This is a genomic window from Geobacillus thermopakistaniensis (assembly GCF_000498995.1).
In the GTDB taxonomy this organism is placed as follows: Bacteria; Bacillota; Bacilli; order Bacillales; family Anoxybacillaceae; genus Geobacillus; species Geobacillus thermoleovorans.
This window is the reverse complement of the sequence record NZ_AYSF01000001.1, coordinates 52,882-71,742: the sequence shown is the minus strand read 5'-3', so window position 1 is coordinate 71,742 and position 18,861 is coordinate 52,882. Positions and strand designations below refer to the sequence as shown.

Here is an 18,861-nt window from a genome sequence, read left to right as displayed (position 1 = left end):
TTTGCCGGCAAGTTGGTATGCTTATAACGTAGATGGATTTTGCGCCTGTGGACCCAGTCACCGCCAGGGCGACAAAGACGACGATCAGCTAAGGAGGATGGAACCATGCCGTTAGTATCGATGAAAGAGATGCTCAACGAGGCGCTGCGCGGCAAATACGCGGTCGGTCAATTTAACATTAACAACTTGGAATGGACACAAGCCATTTTAGCGGCGGCCGAAGAGGAAAAATCGCCGGTCATTCTCGGCGTCTCCGAAGGGGCGGCCCGCTATATGAGCGGATTCAAAACGGTCGTCAATATGGTCAAAGGGTTAATGGAAGACATGAACATCACCGTTCCGGTCGCCATCCATCTCGACCATGGATCGAGCTTTGAAAAATGCAAAGCGGCGATTGACGCCGGGTTCACCTCGGTTATGATTGACGCCTCCCACCATCCATTTGAAGAAAACGTCCGCATCACCTCGCAAGTCGTTGAATATGCTCATGCGCGCGGCGTTTCGGTCGAAGCGGAGCTCGGCATCGTCGGCGGGCAGGAAGACGACGTCGTCGGAGAAGGGATCATTTACGCCGACCCGAAAGAGTGCGAAGAGCTTGTCAAACAGACAGGCGTCGACTGTCTCGCCCCGGCGCTCGGTTCTGTGCACGGCCCGTACAAAGGAGAGCCGAAGCTCGGATTTGCCGAAATGGAGCAAATCCGCGATTTAACCGGCGTTCCGCTTGTGCTCCACGGCGGCACCGGCATTCCGACCGAACAAATTCAACGCGCGATCTCCCTTGGCACATCGAAAATCAACGTCAATACCGAAAACCAAATGGCGTTTACCAAAGTCGTCCGCGAACTGCTCGCGAAAGACCCGAACGTCTATGATCCGCGCAAAATCATCGGCCCGGGCCGCGACGCCATCAAAGCGACGGTCATCGGCAAAATGCGCGAGTTTGGCTCGTCCGGAAAAGCGGCGCGATGAATCGGCTTCGCGGGCGGCGTTTGGCCGCCGCGCGGCTGCCTTTGCATGTGCAACGAATAACAAGGAGGGTTCAGCATGAAATTTTTTATCGACACTGCCAACTTGGAAGAAATCAAACACGCCCATGAACTCGGCATTTTGGCCGGCGTCACGACCAACCCAAGCCTCGTGGCGAAGGAGAACGTATCGTTCCATGATCGGTTGCGCGAAATTACATCGATCGTTTCTGGTTCGGTGAGCGCTGAAGTCATTTCGACTGACGCCGCTGGCATGATCGCGGAAGGCGAAGAGCTGGCGAAAATCGCCCCGAACATTACGATCAAAGTGCCGATGACGCCGGAAGGCTTAAAAGCAGTCAAGGCGTTCAGCGAAAAAGGGATTCAAACGAATGTGACGCTTGTGTTCACCGCCAACCAGGCGCTCTTGGCCGCACGCGCCGGCGCGACGTACGTCTCTCCGTTCCTCGGCCGCCTCGATGACATCGGCCATAACGGTTTAGAGCTCATTTCCACCATCGCTGAGATTTTCAACATTCATGGCATTGAAACGGAAATCATCGCCGCTTCGATCCGCCATCCGCACCATGTGACAGAAGCGGCGTTGCGCGGGGCGCATATTGCCACGGTTCCGTACAAGGTGCTTATGCAATTGTTCAACCATCCGCTGACCGATCAAGGAATTGAGAAGTTTCTCGCCGACTGGAATCGGCAAAAATGAAAGTAAGCCGTTTGCCTCTTGGGTGAAGCGGGCTCGCTCTGCCGCGTTCAGGCCGGACGTGATGAGCCCGCCCGGCTTTGCTTTTTCGTCCCAGGGGTGAAGCCAACTTCCGAGCAAAGAAGGGAGACGACGATGGATAAAATGAAAATTATCGGCGGAGATCGGCTGCGGGGAACGATCAAAGTGAGCGGTGCGAAAAACAGCGCGGTCGCTTTGATTCCTGCAACGATTTTGGCCGATTCGCCGGTGACGATCGAGGGGTTGCCGGACATTTCCGACGTGCACATTTTAGGAAGCTTGATCGAAGAAATCGGCGGCTCGTTTTCGTTTGACGGCAAAGAGGCGGTCATCGACCCAACGAATATGGTGTCCATGCCGCTTCCAAATGGGAAGGTGAAAAAGCTGCGCGCCTCCTACTATTTGATGGGGGCGATGCTTGGCCGCTTCAAAAGAGCGGTTGTCGGCTTGCCGGGCGGATGTCATCTCGGTCCGCGCCCGATTGACCAGCATATCAAAGGGTTTGAGGCGCTGGGAGCCACCGTAACGAACGAGCAGGGCGCCATTTACTTGCGCGCGGAGGAACTGCGCGGAGCCCGCATTTTTTTGGACGTCGTCAGCGTCGGCGCGACGATCAACATCATGCTGGCGGCGGTGCGCGCCAAAGGGCGGACGATTATCGAAAATGCGGCGAAAGAGCCGGAAATCATCGATGTAGCGACATTGCTTTCGAATATGGGCGCGAAAATCAAAGGAGCCGGCACCGATGTGATCCGCATTGACGGCGTCGAAAAATTATCGGGCTGCCGCCATGCCATCATCCCGGATCGGATCGAAGCCGGGACGTACATGATCGCCGCCGCGGCCACCAATGGCGAAGTCGTCGTCGACAACGTCATCCCGCAGCACGTTGAATCGCTGACGGCCAAATTGCGCGAAATGGGGGTGCGCGTGGAGACGGGGGAAGATCAAATTCTCGTCTGCGGCACCGACGTTTTGAAAGCGGTTGACGTCAAGACGCTCGTCTATCCGGGCTTCCCAACTGATCTGCAGCAGCCGTTTACCGCGCTGCTGACAAAAGCCAACGGCACAAGCGTCGTCACCGACACGATTTACAGCGCCCGCTTCAAGCATGTCGATGAATTGCGGCGCATGAACGCCAATGTAAAAGTCGAAGGCCGCTCAGCCATCGTCACCGGCCCCGTCAAACTGCAAGGGGCGAAAGTGAAGGCGAGCGATTTGCGCGCCGGGGCGGCGCTTGTCATTGCCGGGCTGATGGCTGAAGGAGTGACGGAGATCACCGGCGTCGAGCATATCGACCGCGGCTACAGCAACCTCGTCGAAAAACTGTCTGACATCGGCGCCACCATTTGGCGCGAAAAAATGACCGATGAAGAAATCGAGCAAGTGAAAAACGCGTAACGTCCAGTCGACAAAGGGGAAGGGGAGAACGACGATGGAACGAAGCTTATCGATGGAACTCGTGCGCGTCACCGAAGCGGCGGCGCTTGCCGCCGCCCGCTGGATGGGGCGCGGGAAAAAGAATGAGGCTGATGACGCCGCGACGTCGGCGATGCGCGACGTGTTTGACACCGTGCCGATGAAAGGCACCGTCGTCATCGGCGAAGGGGAAATGGACGAAGCGCCGATGCTGTATATCGGGGAAAAGCTCGGCAACGGCTATGGCCCGCGCGTCGATGTCGCTGTCGACCCGCTTGAAGGGACGAACATCGTCGCTTCCGGGGGATGGAACGCCTTGGCTGTCGTCGCTGTCGCTGACCACGGCCATCTGCTTCACGCGCCGGACATGTACATGGAGAAAATCGCCGTCGGGCCGGAAGCGGTCGGGATGATTGACATTGAGGCGCCGATCATCGACAATTTAAAGGCGGTGGCGAAGGCGAAAAACAAAGATATTGAAGACGTCGTCGCGGTTGTTCTCAACCGTCCGCGCCATGAGCGTCTCATTCATGAGCTGCGTGAAGCCGGCGCCCGCATTAAGCTCATCAATGACGGCGATGTCGCCGCCGCCATTAACACGGCGTTTGACCATACCGGCGTTGACATTTTGTTCGGCTCGGGCGGCGCGCCGGAAGGAGTGCTCGCGGCGGTCGCGTTGAAATGCCTTGGCGGCGAACTGCAAGGGAAGCTGCTGCCGCAAAACGACGATGAAGTCGAGCGGTGCAAACAAATGGGCATTGACGTCAACAAAGTGCTGCGCATGGACGATTTGGTGAAAGGAGACGACGCGATTTTTGCCGCCACCGGCGTCACCGACGGCGAGCTGTTGCGCGGCGTGCGGCTGAAAGGGGCGTACGGCCTCACCCACTCCGTCGTCATGCGGGCCAAGTCCGGCACGGTCCGCTTCATCGAAGGGCGGCACAGTTTGAAGAAAAAACCGAACTTAGTCATCAAATGATATCCTACCATCCGGCCGGGCGCCGGAGCCGCGCCTGGCTCGGAAAAACAAAAAAATATTGATTAAAAAGAAGAAAAAAGGGTAAAATAGTCGTGTTGCTTATGCAAAAATAAGCTCTGCCATTCTACTTCTTTATTTCATTTCAGCCTTCATCATCTTCGAAATGAATCCCTTCGCCTGTCGAATTGATGACCAATACGTCCGAACACGAACGATGGGAGAATAGGAAAATTTGCAAAGTGTGGTGTCAAGATGGAATTAACGTTAGCAGCACTAGAAAACATGAAATTGAAGGAGCTGTATGAGCTCGCCAAGCAATACAAAATTTCATACTACAGCAAGTTGACGAAAAAGGAGCTTATTTTTGCGATTTTGAAAGCGCGTGCCGAACAAGACGGCCTCTTTTTCATGGAAGGCATCCTCGAAATCATTCCGTCGGAAGGATTCGGCTTTTTGCGCCCGATCAACTATTCCCCGAGCTCGGAAGACATTTACATTTCCGCTTCCCAAATCCGCCGTTTTGATTTGCGCAACGGGGATAAAGTATCCGGCAAAGTGCGGCCGCCGAAAGAAAATGAACGCTACTTCGGCTTGCTTCATGTCGAAGCGGTCAACGGCGAAGACCCGGAAGTCGCCAAGGAGCGCGTTCACTTTCCAGCGTTGACGCCGCTTTACCCGAATCGGCAAATGAAGCTGGAGACAACGCCGGACAAGCTGTCGACCCGCATCATCGACTTGATCGCTCCCGTCGGCTTTGGCCAGCGCGGGTTGATCGTCGCGCCGCCGAAAGCTGGCAAGACGATGCTGCTGAAGGAAATTGCCAACAGCATCACCACAAACCACCCGGATGTCGAGTTGATCGTCTTGCTCATTGACGAACGGCCGGAAGAAGTGACCGACATCGAGCGGTCGGTGCAAGGCGATGTCGTCAGCTCGACGTTTGATGAGGTGCCGGAAAACCATATTAAAGTGGCCGAGCTTGTCTTAGAACGGGCGATGCGATTAGTTGAGCATAAGCGTGACGTCGTCATTTTAATGGACAGCATCACCCGCCTCGCCCGGGCGTACAACTTGGTCATTCCGCCGAGCGGACGCACGCTCTCAGGAGGGATCGACCCAGCGGCGTTTCATCGCCCGAAGCGGTTTTTCGGCGCGGCGCGCAACATCGAAGAAGGCGGCAGCTTGACGATTTTGGCGACCGCCCTCATTGACACCGGGTCGCGCATGGATGACGTCATTTACGAGGAATTTAAAGGCACCGGCAACATGGAGCTCCATCTTGACCGCTCGCTCGCCGAGCGCCGCATTTTTCCGGCGATTGACATTCGCCGCTCGGGAACGCGCAAAGAGGAGCTGCTCATCCCGAAAGAACATTTGGAAAAGCTGTGGGCGATCCGCAAAACGATGGCCGATTCGCCCGACTTTATCGAGCGGTTTTTGAACAAATTGCGCCGGACGAAGTCAAACGAAGAGTTTTTCGCCTTGCTCGATCAGGAGTGGAAACAGGGCGGCCCGCCCCGTCTGTAGGCAGTTGGCGGAATTTGCCGCGAATCGCCCGTTGCAAACTGACAGAAAAGCTGTTATAATCTTAACATGTGTGTTTTGGCTATCGCCTTTTGGTTTGTGCGATCCGTGATTTGCACCGGCTGGGTTCGCTTCGGTGGAGTCCCAGCTGTTCCATGCGCTGCGCCTTGCCAAACGGGCGGGCGCGCATAAGCATGAAGCGTTCCATGCTACGAATCACTCTGTTTCGATAAGATACAGGGCGGAAGGAGATGAAAACGATGAAACAAGGCATCCATCCAGAGTACAAAAAAGTCATCGTCCGTTGCGCATGCGGCAACGAATTCGAAAGCGGTTCGGTCAAAGACGAGCTGCGCGTGGAGATTTGCTCGGAATGCCATCCGTTCTTCACGGGCAAACAAAAATTTGTTACGGCAGCGGGCCGCGTGGATAAATTCAATAAAAAATACGGCCTTAAGTAACAAGGACGTGACGAAAGCAGGCAAGCGAAACTTGCCTGCTTTTTCGTGAGAGCAGATGGAAGGCCGGTTGCTTATCAAGCTGATCCCGCTGATCGTTGCGATGGCAGACGGCAAGGAGCGGCCGATGGTTTGAGGACAGTGTTGTGTGAAAGGAGAGGCCCCGATGTACGTGATGACGCAGTCCGGCTGGCTTGAGCTCATTTGTGGATGCATGTTTTCCGGCAAATCAGAAGAATTGATTCGCCGCGTCCGCCGCGCTCAGTTTGCCAAGCAGGAAGTGAAAGTGTTCAAACCGACGATCGACAATCGTTATAGCGAAGACGCAGTCGTGTCGCACAACGGCAATTCGGTGATCGCCATTCCGGTCGCGACGCCGGCGGAAATGTTCCGCTACATTTCCGCCGCCACCGACGTCGTCGCCATCGATGAAATACAGTTTTTTTCCGACGACATCATCGATGTGGTGCAAACGCTCGCTGATTGCGGCTACCGCGTCATCGCCGCGGGGCTCGACCAAGATTTTCGCGGCGAACCGTTTGGCCCCGTGCCGGCGCTGATGGCGATCGCTGAGTCGGTGACGAAGCTGCAGGCGGTTTGCACGGTATGCGGTTCCCCGGCCAGCCGGACGCAGCGGCTCATTAACGGTGCGCCCGCCTCTTATGACGATCCGGTGATTCTCGTCGGCGCCAGCGAGGCGTACGAGCCTCGCTGCCGCCATCACCATGAAGTGCCTGGCAAACCGAAAAAGCGATACAACCACCCGCTTGCTGGACATACGGGTGAGTGATGGTGAGGCGGTCACTGATGTTGTTTGGCCGCTTTCATCGGCCAAGTGGCGAAGCGCAGCCATCGTTGATGGAAACGGTGCATATTCGTATGTTTCGCCGACCGAGAAGGGCGGAAGCGGCGCCATCATTCTCGCCCGTCTCGTGCGTCCATTCGCTATGGGAGGAAAAAGCGTTTGGCATGCGGCTCGTTCATCATTGATCGTTCGCTTGACTAGGCTGCCCCTTTTGTTCGTTCGCCGCAAAATAGACGAATGATGGCAGAAAGATTTATGGCTTGCCGTGTATCATTGACGGGCGATCATGGACATCCTAACAGCTAAGGAGGCGAAAAAGGATGAGACGCATCTGGCTGTTAGGAATGATCTTCCTGCTTTCGGCCTGTTCGCTCGCTCCGGATCATCCGTCCTACCGCCAGCAAAGCGAGGACAAAAACGGCGCGCGGCTGATGACGGACGGGCGGCCGAAGATCGACGCTGACAGAGACTTGTACAACAACTTCGACGATCCGGAAAACGTGCGGCAAAACCCGAATTTTATCAGCTTGACCGAAGGAAGCGAAAACCAGCGCGCCGATACGCGCAAGGCAGCACAACTCATCGAGCGGTACACCGATTACCACGCCGACTCCATCTGGTTTCACGGCGGCAATATGTATGTGACCGTTGATGCACCGGAAGAGCTGTCTGACGAGGAGCGGCAGCGCGAGGCGCAACGCATTGACAAGCTGCTGACAAAAGCGATCCCGACATACGAGATCATCGTGCGCGTCAACTGAGAGCTCCCGCTTGCCAAAAGCGGGGGTTTTTGTTTGGCTTCATTTCATGCTATAATCTAAAATTAGACTGTGTGGGAAAAACAGAGGTGAATGATGTGTTTGATCGGTTGGAAGCTGTGGAGCAACGGTATGAAAAGCTCAATGAACTGTTGATGGACCCCGACGTCATCAACGATCCGAAAAAGCTGCGCGATTATTCGAAAGAGCAGGCGGATTTGGAAGAAACAGTGCAAACGTACCGCGAATACAAATCGGTTCGCGAGCAGCTGGCCGAAGCGAAAGCGATGCTCGAAGAAAAGCTGGAGCCGGAGCTGCGCGAGATGGTGAAAGAGGAAATCGGCGAGCTGGAAGAACGGGAAGAGGCGCTCGTTGAAAAGCTGAAAGTGTTGCTTTTGCCGAAAGATCCGAACGATGAGAAAAACGTCATTATGGAAATCCGCGCGGCCGCCGGCGGCGAAGAGGCGGCGCTGTTTGCCGGCGACTTGTACCGGATGTATACGCGCTATGCGGAATCGCAAGGGTGGAAGACGGAAGTGATCGAAGCGAGCCCGACCGGCCTCGGCGGCTATAAAGAAATCATTTTTATGATCAACGGCAAAGGGGCGTATTCAAAGCTGAAGTTTGAAAACGGCGCGCACCGCGTCCAGCGCGTCCCGGAAACGGAGTCAGGCGGGCGCATCCATACGTCGACGGCGACGGTCGCCTGCCTGCCGGAGATGGAAGAAATCGAAGTCGAAATCAATGAAAAAGACATTCGCGTCGACACGTTCGCCTCAAGCGGACCGGGTGGGCAAAGCGTCAACACGACGATGTCGGCCGTGCGCCTCACCCATATTCCGACCGGCATTGTCGTCACGTGCCAAGACGAAAAATCGCAAATCAAAAACAAAGAAAAAGCGATGAAAGTATTGCGCGCCCGCATTTACGACAAATACCAGCAAGAAGCGCGCGCTGAATACGACCAAACGCGCAAGCAAGCTGTCGGCACCGGCGATCGTTCTGAACGCATTCGCACGTACAACTTCCCGCAAAACCGCGTCACCGACCACCGCATCGGACTGACGATCCAAAAGCTCGATCAAGTGCTCGATGGGCATTTGGATGAAATCATCGAGGCGCTCATTTTGGACGACCAAGCGAAAAAATTGGAGCAAGCGAACGATGCGTCGTAACGTACATGAAGTCCTCGCCTGGGCTTCTTCTTTTTTGCGCGCCCACGGAAAAGAGGAGCGGGCGGCGGAGTGGCTATTGTGCCACCATTTGCGCACCGATCGGGCCGGGCTGTTCGCCCGTTGGCGCGAGCCGGTCGACGAAGCGGTATATGAACGATTTGCGGCCGATGTGCGCCGCCATGCGGTGGACCATGTGCCGATTCAATATTTGATCGGCTATGAATCGTTTTACGGCCGGTTGTTTCTTGTCAATCGCCATGTGTTAATCCCGCGCCCGGAAACGGAAGAACTGGTGCTTGGCGTCCTAAAGCGGGTGCCGCGTCTATTTGCTGGTCGGAAGCGGATCGATGTCGTTGACGTCGGCACTGGCAGCGGGGCGATCGCCGTGACATTGGCGCTGGAGAACAAAGCGTTGTCGGTGACCGCAACCGATATTTCCGAAGCGGCGCTCGCGGTCGCCCGTGAAAACGCCCGGCGGCTCGGGGCGAACGTTTCATTTTTGTGCGGCGATTTGCTGCAGCCGATCATGGCCATGGGGTGGACGGTCGATGTCGTCGTTTCCAATCCGCCGTACATTCCAGAGACGGACGCCGCTATGCTTTCCCCGGTCGTCAAAAACTATGAGCCGCACACGGCGCTCTTTGGCGGCCGCGATGGGCTCGATTTTTACCGCCGCTTCGCCCGCGAGCTGCCGCTTGTGCTCGGCGCGCCGGCGCTTGCCGCTTTTGAAGTCGGCGCCGGGCAAGGGGAAGCAGTGGCGGCGCTCTTGGCCGCAGCGTTTCCAGAAGCCGCAGTGGAAGTCGATTTTGACCTCAACGGCAAAGACCGGATGGTGTACATGACGCGGCCGAAAAACGGGAAAAAGTGTTAGATTGATAGGTTTAAAAACGAGCGGCGCCGTCCACAATGAAAGGTGAAAGGACGGTGCCGATGATGACCATCAAAGGAAATGCCATTGCCATATGTTTATATATCATTCTATTAACGACAGGCGTACTCGTCGAGCTGTACGGCCACAAGACGGACGCCGGGGCGAACGCGGCGGTCGCCATCCCTGATGAGGCAATCCGCTTGCGCATTTTAGCCAACAGCGACGCCGATGAAGACCAACAATTGAAGCGAAAAGTGCGTGATGCGGTCAATGCGCAAATCAACGGCTGGGTGGCCGAACTCACTTCGTTTGAGGAAGCAAAGCGCGTCATCCGCTCTCACCTGCCGGACATCGAGCGGACGGTCGCCCGCGTGTTGCGCGATGAACAAAGCGATCAAACGTACAAAGTGGAGTTTGGCCCGGTTCATTTTCCGACGAAAGTGTACGGCAACTACGTATATCCGGCTGGCATCTATGATGCCGTGCTGATCACGCTTGGGGAAGGAAAAGGAGCAAACTGGTGGTGCGTTCTGTTCCCGCCGCTTTGTTTTCTCGATTTTTCCAACAGCGATGCCGTCATGATGGCGGCGAACCGATCGCCTGCAGGAACGAATGAACCGGTGTCGGCTGAGAGCGTCCGGTCAATGGAAGCCGGGTCGAAGCAAAACAGCGAGTCGGCCGAAGCGGAAGCTGAGGCGATGCGAAGCGGCGAGCAGGCCATCGAGCGGGACGAACCGAAAGAGGAGAGGGGTGCGATGGCGGAAACCGAAGATCGCGCCGCTTCGTCCATCCATGCGGATGGCGAGAAGGACAAAGGGCACACTGATGATCAAGACTCGTCCTTCGTCGTCATGGCCGAGCCGGAACAGCCGGTGGAAGTAAAATTTTTCTTCAAAGAGTGGCTCAGCCATCTCATTCCATAAGCATCTATCCACAAAGTTATCCACAAAAATAACAAGTTTATTCACAATTTGTGTATAACTGTGGAAAGGCATCGGGCGGCGATCTGACGCTTGTAAAAAAAGCCGCCATTTTCAAGGCGAATCACGGCGATGGAGAAGGTGAAACGATTGAAAACGCGTGTTTGGGTTGTGGATAATATTGTTGATAAACAGCAAGTTTATCCACAAATACGAGAGGCGGTTGAATGGCTGCGGGCCGGGGAAGTCATCGCATTCCCGACGGAAACGGTGTACGGGTTGGGGGCCGATGCGGCCAATACAGCCGCGGTGGAAAAAATTTTCGCCGCCAAAGGGCGGCCGAGCGACAATCCGCTCATCGTTCATGTCGCCAGCATGGCCCAAGCGGAGGCGGTAGCCGCCTCGATCCCGCCGATGGCGAAAACGTTGATGGAGCGGTTTTGGCCGGGGCCGCTCACGTTAGTATTGCCAAAACGGGCCAAAGCGGTGTCTGAACGGGTGACGGCTGGGCTGCCGACGGTGGCGGTGCGCATGCCGGATCACCCGCTGGCGCTGGCGTTGATCGAGGCGAGCGGCTTGGCGTTGGCCGCCCCGAGCGCGAATCGGTCAGGAAGGCCGAGTCCGACGACGGCGGCGCACGTGCTTGCCGATTTAGACGGGCGGATCGCCGGGGTGATCGACGGCGGGCCGACCGGCGTGGGCGTTGAATCGACGGTGCTCGATTGCAGTGGGGGCGTGCCGACGATTTTGCGCCCGGGAGGGGTGACGAAAGAGGCGCTTATTGAAGCGATCGGCCGCGTTGAAGAGGCCGCTGCTGTGGACGACGAGGCGGCGCCGAAAGCGCCGGGGATGAAATATACGCATTATGCGCCGAAAGCGCCGCTTTGGATCGTCGCCGGCCCGCCCGCGTTTTTGCAGCGGCTTGTCGATGAAAGCCGGGCGGAAGGGAAAACGGTCGGCGTGTTGACGACCGAGGAGAACCGGGATCAGTATGCGGCCGATGTCGTGCTGCCGTGCGGAACGCGCCAGGCGCTTGAGACGGTCGCGAGCCGGCTGTACGACACGCTGCGCCGATTTGATGAAACGAACGTCGATCTCATTTACAGCGAGGCGTTTCCGGAAGAAGGAATCGGCGCGGCGATCATGAACCGGCTCCGCAAAGCAGCCGGCGGACGCGCCATCAGCGAACAGCGGAAATGAAAGGACGTCCGTCTGTATAGATGCAGCGAACAAGTTTCACATATCCTGGTCGAGAAAGCAGCTTGTCTATTTTTTGACGGTCGGAGGCAAGCCGCAGGCTTCTTCGTCGCGCCTTGGCGTGACGGAAGACCGAACGGAAACGCGCTTCACAGATCCATGTATGGGTTTGGAAGCGGCGTTGTTCGGTCGTGCGACAGTCGAGAAAACGGCTCTGCAAACGGTAAGGTTCAAATTGCAACTAGAGGATTTGGGGGATGCCGTTTCCAAGCGCTAAACCGGTCTGTTGTGGACCGGTTTTTTCTTTTCCGTCCGCCCGTCAATCAGGCGGCGCCCATTGGCTGCCCGCTCTGCTTCTAAACTGCCCTGGACGTGCATATGTTTAGCAATAAGGCCGGTCCGGGAGGGAAGAAACATGGGCGCATTCATCGGCGAAATCATCGCGCTGTCAATGATGGCGCTGGCGCTGGGCATGGACGCGTTTTCAGTCGCTTTAGGAATGGGGCTGTTGCGCCTCCGGCTGCGGCAAATGTTTTATATCGGGTTGACGATCGGCTTGTTTCATATTCTCATGCCGCTTGCTGGCATGGCGGTCGGCCGCCTGCTGTCGCGCGAGTTCGGAAGTGTCGCGACATACGCGGGCGGGGCGCTGCTGTTATGGCTTGGCGGGCAAATGATCATCGCCTCGTTCCGGAGGGACGATGGCTCACCGCTGTTTCCTCGTGGGGTGGGGTTGCTTTTTTTTGCGTTCAGCGTCAGCCTAGACAGCTTTTCCGTCGGGCTGAGCCTCGGCATTTTCGGAGCGCGGACGATGGTGACGATTTTGCTGTTTGGTCTGTTCAGCATGGTGCTGACATGGGTTGGGCTTTTTGTCGGCCGCCATTTTCAGCAATGGCTCGGTTCTTACAGCGAAGCGCTCGGCGGCAGCATTTTGCTGGCGTTCGGGCTCAAGCTGCTTTTTCTATAAACGGCGGCAGGCGGTTTTCCTTCAGTGGAAAAAAGCGGACTGCCTGCTTTTTTTGCGGCTCTTCACCAAAAGTTGTACTTGATTTTTTCTGAACATACCCTATTTACGCTTGTGAGGGAAAATCAGCACTTTTTGCCTATCCTTACGCAGGAAACCGCATTGCTTGTCAAGTACATGTTGTGGTGAAGAGCCTTTTTTTGCTCTTTTCCCTATGGTATATTGATGGTAAGTCATTGATGTGAAGAGGTGGTTGTATGCCATACCGCATTTTGTTCGTCTGCACGGGCAATACGTGCCGAAGCCCGATGGCCGCTGCATTGTTGGAGAATAAGCAGCTGCCAGGCGTCGAGGTGAAATCGGCCGGCGTGTTTGCGGCGGAAGGGAGCGAGGCGTCGGTTCACGCCAAGACGGTGTTGAAGGAAAAAGGAATCGAAGCGGCCCACCGCTCCTCGCAGCTGAAAAAAGAGCATATCGACTGGGCGACGCACGTGCTGGCGATGACATCCGGCCATAAAGAAATGATCGTCGAGCGTTTCCCAGAAGCGAAGGACAAAACGTTTACGTTGAAGCAGTTCGTCTCGGGAACAGACGGCGACATCGCCGATCCGTTCGGCGGGCCGATTGAAGTGTACCGGGCGGCGCGCGATGAGCTGGAGACGCTCATTGACCGCTTGGCGGAAAAGTTGCAAACAGAACAATGAGGTTGAGAAGTGAGGGGGAACACAAATGGGGGGGACAAGTCATCGGTTCGGTTTGCGCCTGAAGCTCGTCGTCTTTACGACAGCGTTGGCGCTGATCACGTATTCAACGAGCGCCTTTTTCTTGTACGTTTTGTATGATCAGTGGTTCGCCTCATGGAACAAAAGCGTGTTCACGATGATCGTGTTGCTCCTTGGCATCTTTTGGTCCGGAGTGCTTGCCTATTTGGCCGCTGGCTGGATTACAAGGCCGCTGCAACGGCTCGAGGAAGCGGCGGCAAAGGCGACGGAAGGGCATATCGATGAGGATGTTCCGCTGCCCTCTTCCCATGACGAAATTCGCTCGCTGGCTGTCGCGTTCAACCGGATGCTCGGCCATTTGCGCGCAGTCGTCGCCAATGTGGAAGAGAGCGCAGCGCGCACGACTGAAAAGACGGCGGAAATGAGGCAGGCGTCCGAAACAGCGTCAAACCGTGCACGCGATATTGCAGCGACCATTGACGACATTTCCAAAGGGGCGGCGTCTTCGGCCGAGGCGATTCAAGAGGCGGCTGCGGCGGCCGAGGATGTGCTCGCCATCGCAGTACAAGTAAAAGAAACAGCCGAGCGTGCGGAACAGTCGGTATATGGGATGGCCGAAACGCTGAAGGCAAGCCGCGATATCACCCATTCGCTTGTCAGCGGCATCGATCAGCTGGCTGACGATCAAGAACTGTCGCGGGCGGCTGTCAAGCAGCTCGAAGCACACGCCAATCAAATCGGCAACATTACGTTGCTTGTCGCGGACATCGCTGAACAGACGAACTTGCTTGCGCTCAATGCTTCCATTGAGGCAGCCCGCGCCGGCGAGCACGGCCGGGGGTTTGCCGTCGTCGCTGAGGAAGTGCGCAAGCTGGCTGATGAGAGCGCCAAGGCGGTCAAGAAAATCGCGGAACTGGTCGGCAACATTCAAAATGAAGTCGCCCGTGTGGTGGCGCAAATGGACAAGCAGGTGGCCGCCGCAAACGCTGAGGCGGCGAAAGGGGAGCGCACGAATGAGGCCATTGCGGCCATGGCGGCCTCAGCTGATGAAGTGATCCGCGCCGTCCATGACATCGCTGAGTTGGCGAAGCGTCAAATGGGGCATATGAAGCGGGCCGCGGCGCAGACGCAAGAAGTGGCGGCGATTGCTGAGCAGACGTCCGCCGGCGCGCTCGAAGTTGCGGCGGCGACCGAGGAGCAGGCCGCATCGATCAACGATGTGCATAAACTGGCTGGCGAGTTGGTTGAACAGGCCGAACAATTGCAGGCGGCTGTCGCCCGGTTCCGCACCCGTTGATGCACATGCAAATATGATTCATCGAAAGGAGGAAGGGCGATTCCTCCCTGGCTTTCGCTATCACTGCGAAGCCTAGGGCTCCCCGCCCGAAAGTGATGAAAGTCGCTATTGCTTCTGACCATGGTGGAATTCGCATTCGTGAGGAAATTAAAGCACTGTTGGATGAAATGGGAATCGAGTACACCGATTTTGGCTGCGATTGTGAAACATCGGTCGATTACCCGGATTACGCGCTTCCCGTCGCTGAAAAAGTGGCGCGCGGCGAATTTGATCGCGGCATTTTGATCTGCGGCACCGGCATCGGCATGACGATCGCCGCCAACAAAGTGAAAGGGGTGCGTTGCGCCCTTTGCCACGACGTCTACAGCGCCAAGCTGACGCGCATGCATAACGACAGCAACATTCTCGCGATGGGGGAGCGCGTCATCGGCCCCGGCCTGGCGCGCGAAATCGCCAAGGCATGGCTTGAGACCGAATTTGAAGGCGGACGCCATGCGCGGCGAATCGGCAAAATCGCCGACTATGAAAACAAGCATTTGTAGGCAGAACCAGGGCCGCATCGGAGCGGATGCGGCCTGCGAGCCATAAGCGGAAGACGCCGTGCAGCCCCATGCCGGCCGTGGGCGTCTTGCTTCATGAGAATGGCGGCAGCAAGGGAGTGTATAGAGATGCAACGAAATCGTTTAACATATTCTTGACGGAAAAGTGGCTCATCCATTTTTGACTGTCGAAGGCAAGCCATAGGCTTGCCTCTGTCACGCTAAGGCGTGACGAAAGACCGAACAACGACTCGCTTCACAGACCCATTCATGGGTCTTTAAGCGGTGTTGTTCGGTCACTCGACAGTCGGATGAAATGATCGGTAAAAACGAAGAATGTAAAAGCTTTCAATTGCATTTATATAATTTTGCTGTTTTGGTAAGACAGCTGAACCGTGGGACGCACGGGGATGGCTTGGTGAACAGCCTGCCGCAGGGCGGGTGTTCCCAAGAATCTCCCACCTCTAAGCGTGAGCGTAGGTGGGAGAGCGTTCAAAAAGTCAGGCGTGTTGATTAATCAATAAAAACCCGTTGAGAAGGCTCTGTTCCCAGCTTTTCTGCTGTAGTCGGCAAGCGTTTCGTTCTCTCCACTTGAGAACTGTCGATTCAGGGGAAACGGTTGTTTTTTCATCAGCCTTCTAGGAAAACTCCATATTCGTGAGTATCGCAGGCATCCCCGGAGCCGGACCCGGTTTTGACGAATCACCGTCGAAAGTGCCAGTGTTCGTCAACGGCAGCGTGGATAAAAACGAACGAAGGAGGGGAAGAGGACATGGACGCACGATTGACCGAATGGCGGCAGCAATGGCAAGCCATCTTGCATGAGTTTCGCAAACAGGCTCCGCTTGGCCGCGGCGATGTCGTTGTGATCGGCTGCAGTACGAGCGAGGTGCTTGGCGAGCGGATCGGCACGGCTGGATCGATGGACGTTGCCGCCATGCTGTTTGCCGAGCTTGACGCGTGGCGGCGCGAAACCGGCATTGCGCTCGCGTTTCAATGTTGTGAACATTTAAATCGGGCGCTTGTTGTCGAACGGGAAACCGCCAAAACTCACGGGCTGGAGATCGTTTCGGTCGTTCCGGTGCCGAAAGCGGGTGGGGCGATGGCCGCCTACGCCTATCGAAAGTTCGCTGACCCGGTCGTTGTCGAGGCGATTCGCGCCGATGCCGGCATTGACATCGGCCATACGCTCATCGGTATGCATTTGAAGCCGGTTGCCGTTCCCGTGCGCGTTTCGGTGAAGCACATTGGATCGGCGTGCGTGACGCTGGCGAAAACGCGGCCGAAGCTGATCGGCGGCGCCCGAGCGGTCTACTCGTTGGAAAATCCGAATGATTCCTGTTCTTTCTAGCGGTTTCATTCATTTTTTCTTTGAATTTGCCTAGCTGAAGCTGATAAAATAAAAACGAATATTCACTGATTTCGCATAAGGGGGAGCTATTGATGAATTACTTGCCACAACAAGATCCGCAAGTGTTCGCCGCTATTGAGCAAGAGCGGAAGCGGCAACATGCGAAAATTGAACTGATCGCCTCGGAAAACTTTGTCAGCCGCGCGGTCATGGAAGCGCAAGGGTCGGTGCTGACGAACAAATATGCGGAAGGCTATCCGGGACGCCGCTACTACGGCGGTTGTGAATATGTCGACATCGTCGAAGATTTGGCGCGCGAGCGAGCGAAGCAGTTGTTTGGAGCGGAGCATGTGAACGTCCAGCCGCACTCCGGGGCGCAGGCGAACATGGCCGTTTATTTCACCGTTCTTGAGCACGGCGACACGGTGCTTGGCATGAACTTGTCGCACGGCGGCCATTTGACGCACGGCAGCCCGGTCAATTTCAGCGGCATTCAGTACAATTTTGTCGAATACGGCGTCGATCCGGAAACGCATGTCATTGACTATGACGACGTGCGCGAAAAAGCGCGCCTTCACCGGCCGAAGTTGATCGTCGCCGGCGCGAGCGCCTATCCGCGCATCATCGACTTCGCCAAGTTCCGCGAGATTGCCGATGAAGTCGGCGCCTATTTAATGGTTGACATGGCCCATATTGCCGGTCTTGTTGCGGCAGGTGTTCATCCGAATCCAGTGCCGTACGCCCATTTCGTTACGACGACGACGCACAAAACGCTGCGCGGTCCGCGCGGCGGGATGATTTTATGCCAGGAGCAGTTCGCCAAACAGATCGACAAAGCCATTTTCCCTGGCATTCAAGGCGGCCCGCTCATGCATGTCATTGCCGCCAAAGCCGTCGCGCTCGGCGAAGCGTTGCAAGACGACTTTAAAGTCTACGCGAAGCGCGTCGTGGAGAATGCCAAACGGCTCGCAGCCGCCTTGCAAAACGAAGGATTCACTCTCATTTCCGGCGGCACGGACAACCATTTGCTGCTTGTCGATTTGCGCCCGCAGCAGCTGACCGGGAAAACGGCGGAGAAAGTGCTCGATGAGGTTGGGATTACGGTCAACAAAAACACGATTCCGTACGATCCGGAAAGCCCGTTTGTCACAAGCGGCATCCGCATCGGCACGGCCGCGGTCACGACGCGCGGCTTCGGATTGGAAGAGATGGACGAAATCGCCGCCATCATCGGCCTTGTGCTGAAAAACGTCGGCAGCGAACAAGCGCTTGAGGAAGCGCGCCAACGCGTCGCCGCTTTGACGGAAAAGTTTCCGCTCTATCAAGACTAAGCGCCGCCGCTTCGTCCGAAACCGTACGGTGCACCGCCTCCGGATTTGGCGGTGCGCCTTTTTCCGTTCGTTCGGCAGTTGAATAGGCGCTCGTTTTCCAGTAGAATGTATAGAAGTGCAGCGCATACATACGGAAGAGGAGAGTTGACCCATGGGAAAAGTGTACGTCTTTGATCATCCGCTCATCCAGCATAAATTGACCTACATTCGCGACAAGAATACGGGCACGAAAGAATTTCGCGAGCTTGTCGACGAAGTGGCGACGTTGATGGCGTTTGAAATTACACGCGATCTGCCGCTTGAGGAAGTCGAGATCGAAACCCCCGTCAGTAAAGCCAGAGCGAAAGTGATCGCCGGCAAAAAACTGGGCGTCATTCCGATTTTGCGCGCCGGCATCGGCATGGTTGACGGCATCCTGAAGCTCATCCCGGCGGCGAAAGTCGGCCATATCGGCTTGTACCGCGATCCCCAAACATTAAAGCCGGTCGAATATTACGTCAAGCTGCCGAGCGATGTCGAAGAGCGCGATTTTATCATCGTCGACCCGATGCTCGCAACCGGCGGATCAGCGGTGGCGGCGATCGATGCGCTGAAAAAGCGGGGAGCGAAAAGCATTAAATTTATGTGCCTGATCGCGGCGCCGGAAGGAGTCAAAGCGGTGGAAACGGCCCACCCGGATGTGGACATTTACATCGCTGCCCTTGATGAGCGGTTGAACGACCACGGCTATATTGTCCCTGGTCTCGGCGACGCCGGCGACCGGCTGTTTGGCACAAAATAACAGTTGCAAGGCGCTCCGCGCCGCGCGGGGTTCGCATTCCATCGAGCGGCGGAGAGGGTGCCTTGC

The 18,861-nt window shown here is 56.3% G+C and carries 20 protein-coding genes; all 20 read left to right on the top strand.

Translation table 11 applies throughout. The features are described 5' to 3' along the window. The first annotated feature begins 105 nt into the window (after window positions 1–105). Window positions 106–969 (top strand): class II fructose-bisphosphate aldolase, encoded by an 864-nt coding sequence (locus T260_RS137400; RefSeq protein WP_023633293.1) that lies wholly within the window; start codon window positions 106–108, stop codon window positions 967–969. A gap of 75 nt (window positions 970–1,044) precedes the next feature. After that, window positions 1,045–1,686 (top strand): fructose-6-phosphate aldolase, encoded by a 642-nt coding sequence (gene fsa / locus T260_RS137405; protein WP_011232852.1) that lies wholly within the window; start codon window positions 1,045–1,047, stop codon window positions 1,684–1,686. A gap of 132 nt (window positions 1,687–1,818) precedes the next feature. After that, window positions 1,819–3,105: a UDP-N-acetylglucosamine 1-carboxyvinyltransferase gene (murA, locus tag T260_RS137410; RefSeq protein WP_023633292.1), complete on the top strand. Its 1,287-nt coding sequence runs from the start codon at window positions 1,819–1,821 to the stop codon at window positions 3,103–3,105. Window positions 3,106–3,139: 34 nt separating this feature from the next. Further along, window positions 3,140–4,102: a class II fructose-bisphosphatase gene (gene glpX, locus T260_RS137415; RefSeq protein WP_011232850.1), complete on the top strand. Its 963-nt coding sequence runs from the start codon at window positions 3,140–3,142 to the stop codon at window positions 4,100–4,102. 252 nt (window positions 4,103–4,354) lie between these two features. After that, a complete protein-coding gene (gene rho / locus T260_RS137420; RefSeq protein ID WP_011232849.1) occupies window positions 4,355–5,629 on the top strand; it encodes a transcription termination factor Rho in 1,275 nt (424 codons plus the stop codon). Between the two features lie 257 nt (window positions 5,630–5,886). After that, a complete protein-coding gene (rpmE, locus tag T260_RS137425) occupies window positions 5,887–6,087 on the top strand; it encodes a 50S ribosomal protein L31 (protein ID WP_011232848.1) in 201 nt (66 codons plus the stop codon). Window positions 6,088–6,250: 163 nt separating this feature from the next. Further along, complete coding sequence (locus T260_RS137430; RefSeq protein ID WP_011232847.1) at window positions 6,251–6,874, top strand: thymidine kinase; 624 nt, start codon at window positions 6,251–6,253, stop codon at window positions 6,872–6,874. Between the two features lie 17 nt (window positions 6,875–6,891). Continuing rightward, window positions 6,892–7,074, top strand: a complete 183-nt coding sequence (locus T260_RS137435; RefSeq protein ID WP_014196961.1) for a hypothetical protein — start codon at window positions 6,892–6,894, stop codon at window positions 7,072–7,074. Window positions 7,075–7,209: 135 nt separating this feature from the next. Further along, window positions 7,210–7,650, top strand: a complete 441-nt coding sequence (locus tag T260_RS137440) for a hypothetical protein (protein WP_011232846.1) — start codon at window positions 7,210–7,212, stop codon at window positions 7,648–7,650. A gap of 95 nt (window positions 7,651–7,745) precedes the next feature. Then, window positions 7,746–8,822, top strand: coding sequence for a peptide chain release factor 1 (prfA, locus tag T260_RS137445; RefSeq protein WP_011232845.1), 1,077 nt, complete (start codon window positions 7,746–7,748; stop codon window positions 8,820–8,822). Then, the gene (prmC, locus tag T260_RS137450; protein WP_023633291.1) at window positions 8,812–9,693 is read left to right on the top strand and encodes a peptide chain release factor N(5)-glutamine methyltransferase; all 882 of its coding nucleotides are present in this window, start codon (window positions 8,812–8,814) and stop codon (window positions 9,691–9,693) included. The genes prfA and prmC overlap by 11 nt, the downstream gene beginning before the upstream one ends. 59 nt (window positions 9,694–9,752) lie before the next feature. Further along, window positions 9,753–10,616, top strand: a complete 864-nt coding sequence (spoIIR, locus tag T260_RS137455) for a stage II sporulation protein R (RefSeq protein WP_031212051.1) — start codon at window positions 9,753–9,755, stop codon at window positions 10,614–10,616. 129 nt (window positions 10,617–10,745) lie between these two features. Then, the gene (locus tag T260_RS137460) at window positions 10,746–11,813 is read left to right on the top strand and encodes an L-threonylcarbamoyladenylate synthase (protein WP_013146615.1); all 1,068 of its coding nucleotides are present in this window, start codon (window positions 10,746–10,748) and stop codon (window positions 11,811–11,813) included. Between the two features lie 412 nt (window positions 11,814–12,225). Beyond that, window positions 12,226–12,777 (top strand): manganese efflux pump MntP, encoded by a 552-nt coding sequence (locus T260_RS137465; RefSeq protein WP_011232841.1) that lies wholly within the window; start codon window positions 12,226–12,228, stop codon window positions 12,775–12,777. Between the two features lie 254 nt (window positions 12,778–13,031). Then, window positions 13,032–13,478, top strand: coding sequence for a low molecular weight protein arginine phosphatase (locus T260_RS137470; RefSeq protein WP_011232840.1), 447 nt, complete (start codon window positions 13,032–13,034; stop codon window positions 13,476–13,478). A 25-nt stretch (window positions 13,479–13,503) separates the two neighbouring features. Next, window positions 13,504–14,793, top strand: a complete 1,290-nt coding sequence (locus T260_RS137475) for a methyl-accepting chemotaxis protein (RefSeq protein ID WP_011232839.1) — start codon at window positions 13,504–13,506, stop codon at window positions 14,791–14,793. Between the two features lie 95 nt (window positions 14,794–14,888). Next, on the top strand, window positions 14,889–15,335 hold the full coding sequence (gene rpiB / locus T260_RS137480) for a ribose 5-phosphate isomerase B (protein ID WP_023633289.1): 447 nt from the start codon (window positions 14,889–14,891) through the stop codon (window positions 15,333–15,335). 769 nt (window positions 15,336–16,104) lie between these two features. Continuing rightward, complete coding sequence (locus T260_RS137485; RefSeq protein ID WP_013524809.1) at window positions 16,105–16,683, top strand: TIGR01440 family protein; 579 nt, start codon at window positions 16,105–16,107, stop codon at window positions 16,681–16,683. A 92-nt stretch (window positions 16,684–16,775) separates the two neighbouring features. Further along, window positions 16,776–18,014 (top strand): serine hydroxymethyltransferase, encoded by a 1,239-nt coding sequence (glyA, locus tag T260_RS137490; RefSeq protein ID WP_011232836.1) that lies wholly within the window; start codon window positions 16,776–16,778, stop codon window positions 18,012–18,014. Between the two features lie 151 nt (window positions 18,015–18,165). Next, on the top strand, window positions 18,166–18,795 hold the full coding sequence (gene upp / locus T260_RS137495; protein ID WP_011232835.1) for a uracil phosphoribosyltransferase: 630 nt from the start codon (window positions 18,166–18,168) through the stop codon (window positions 18,793–18,795). Window positions 18,796–18,861 lie beyond the last annotated feature (66 nt).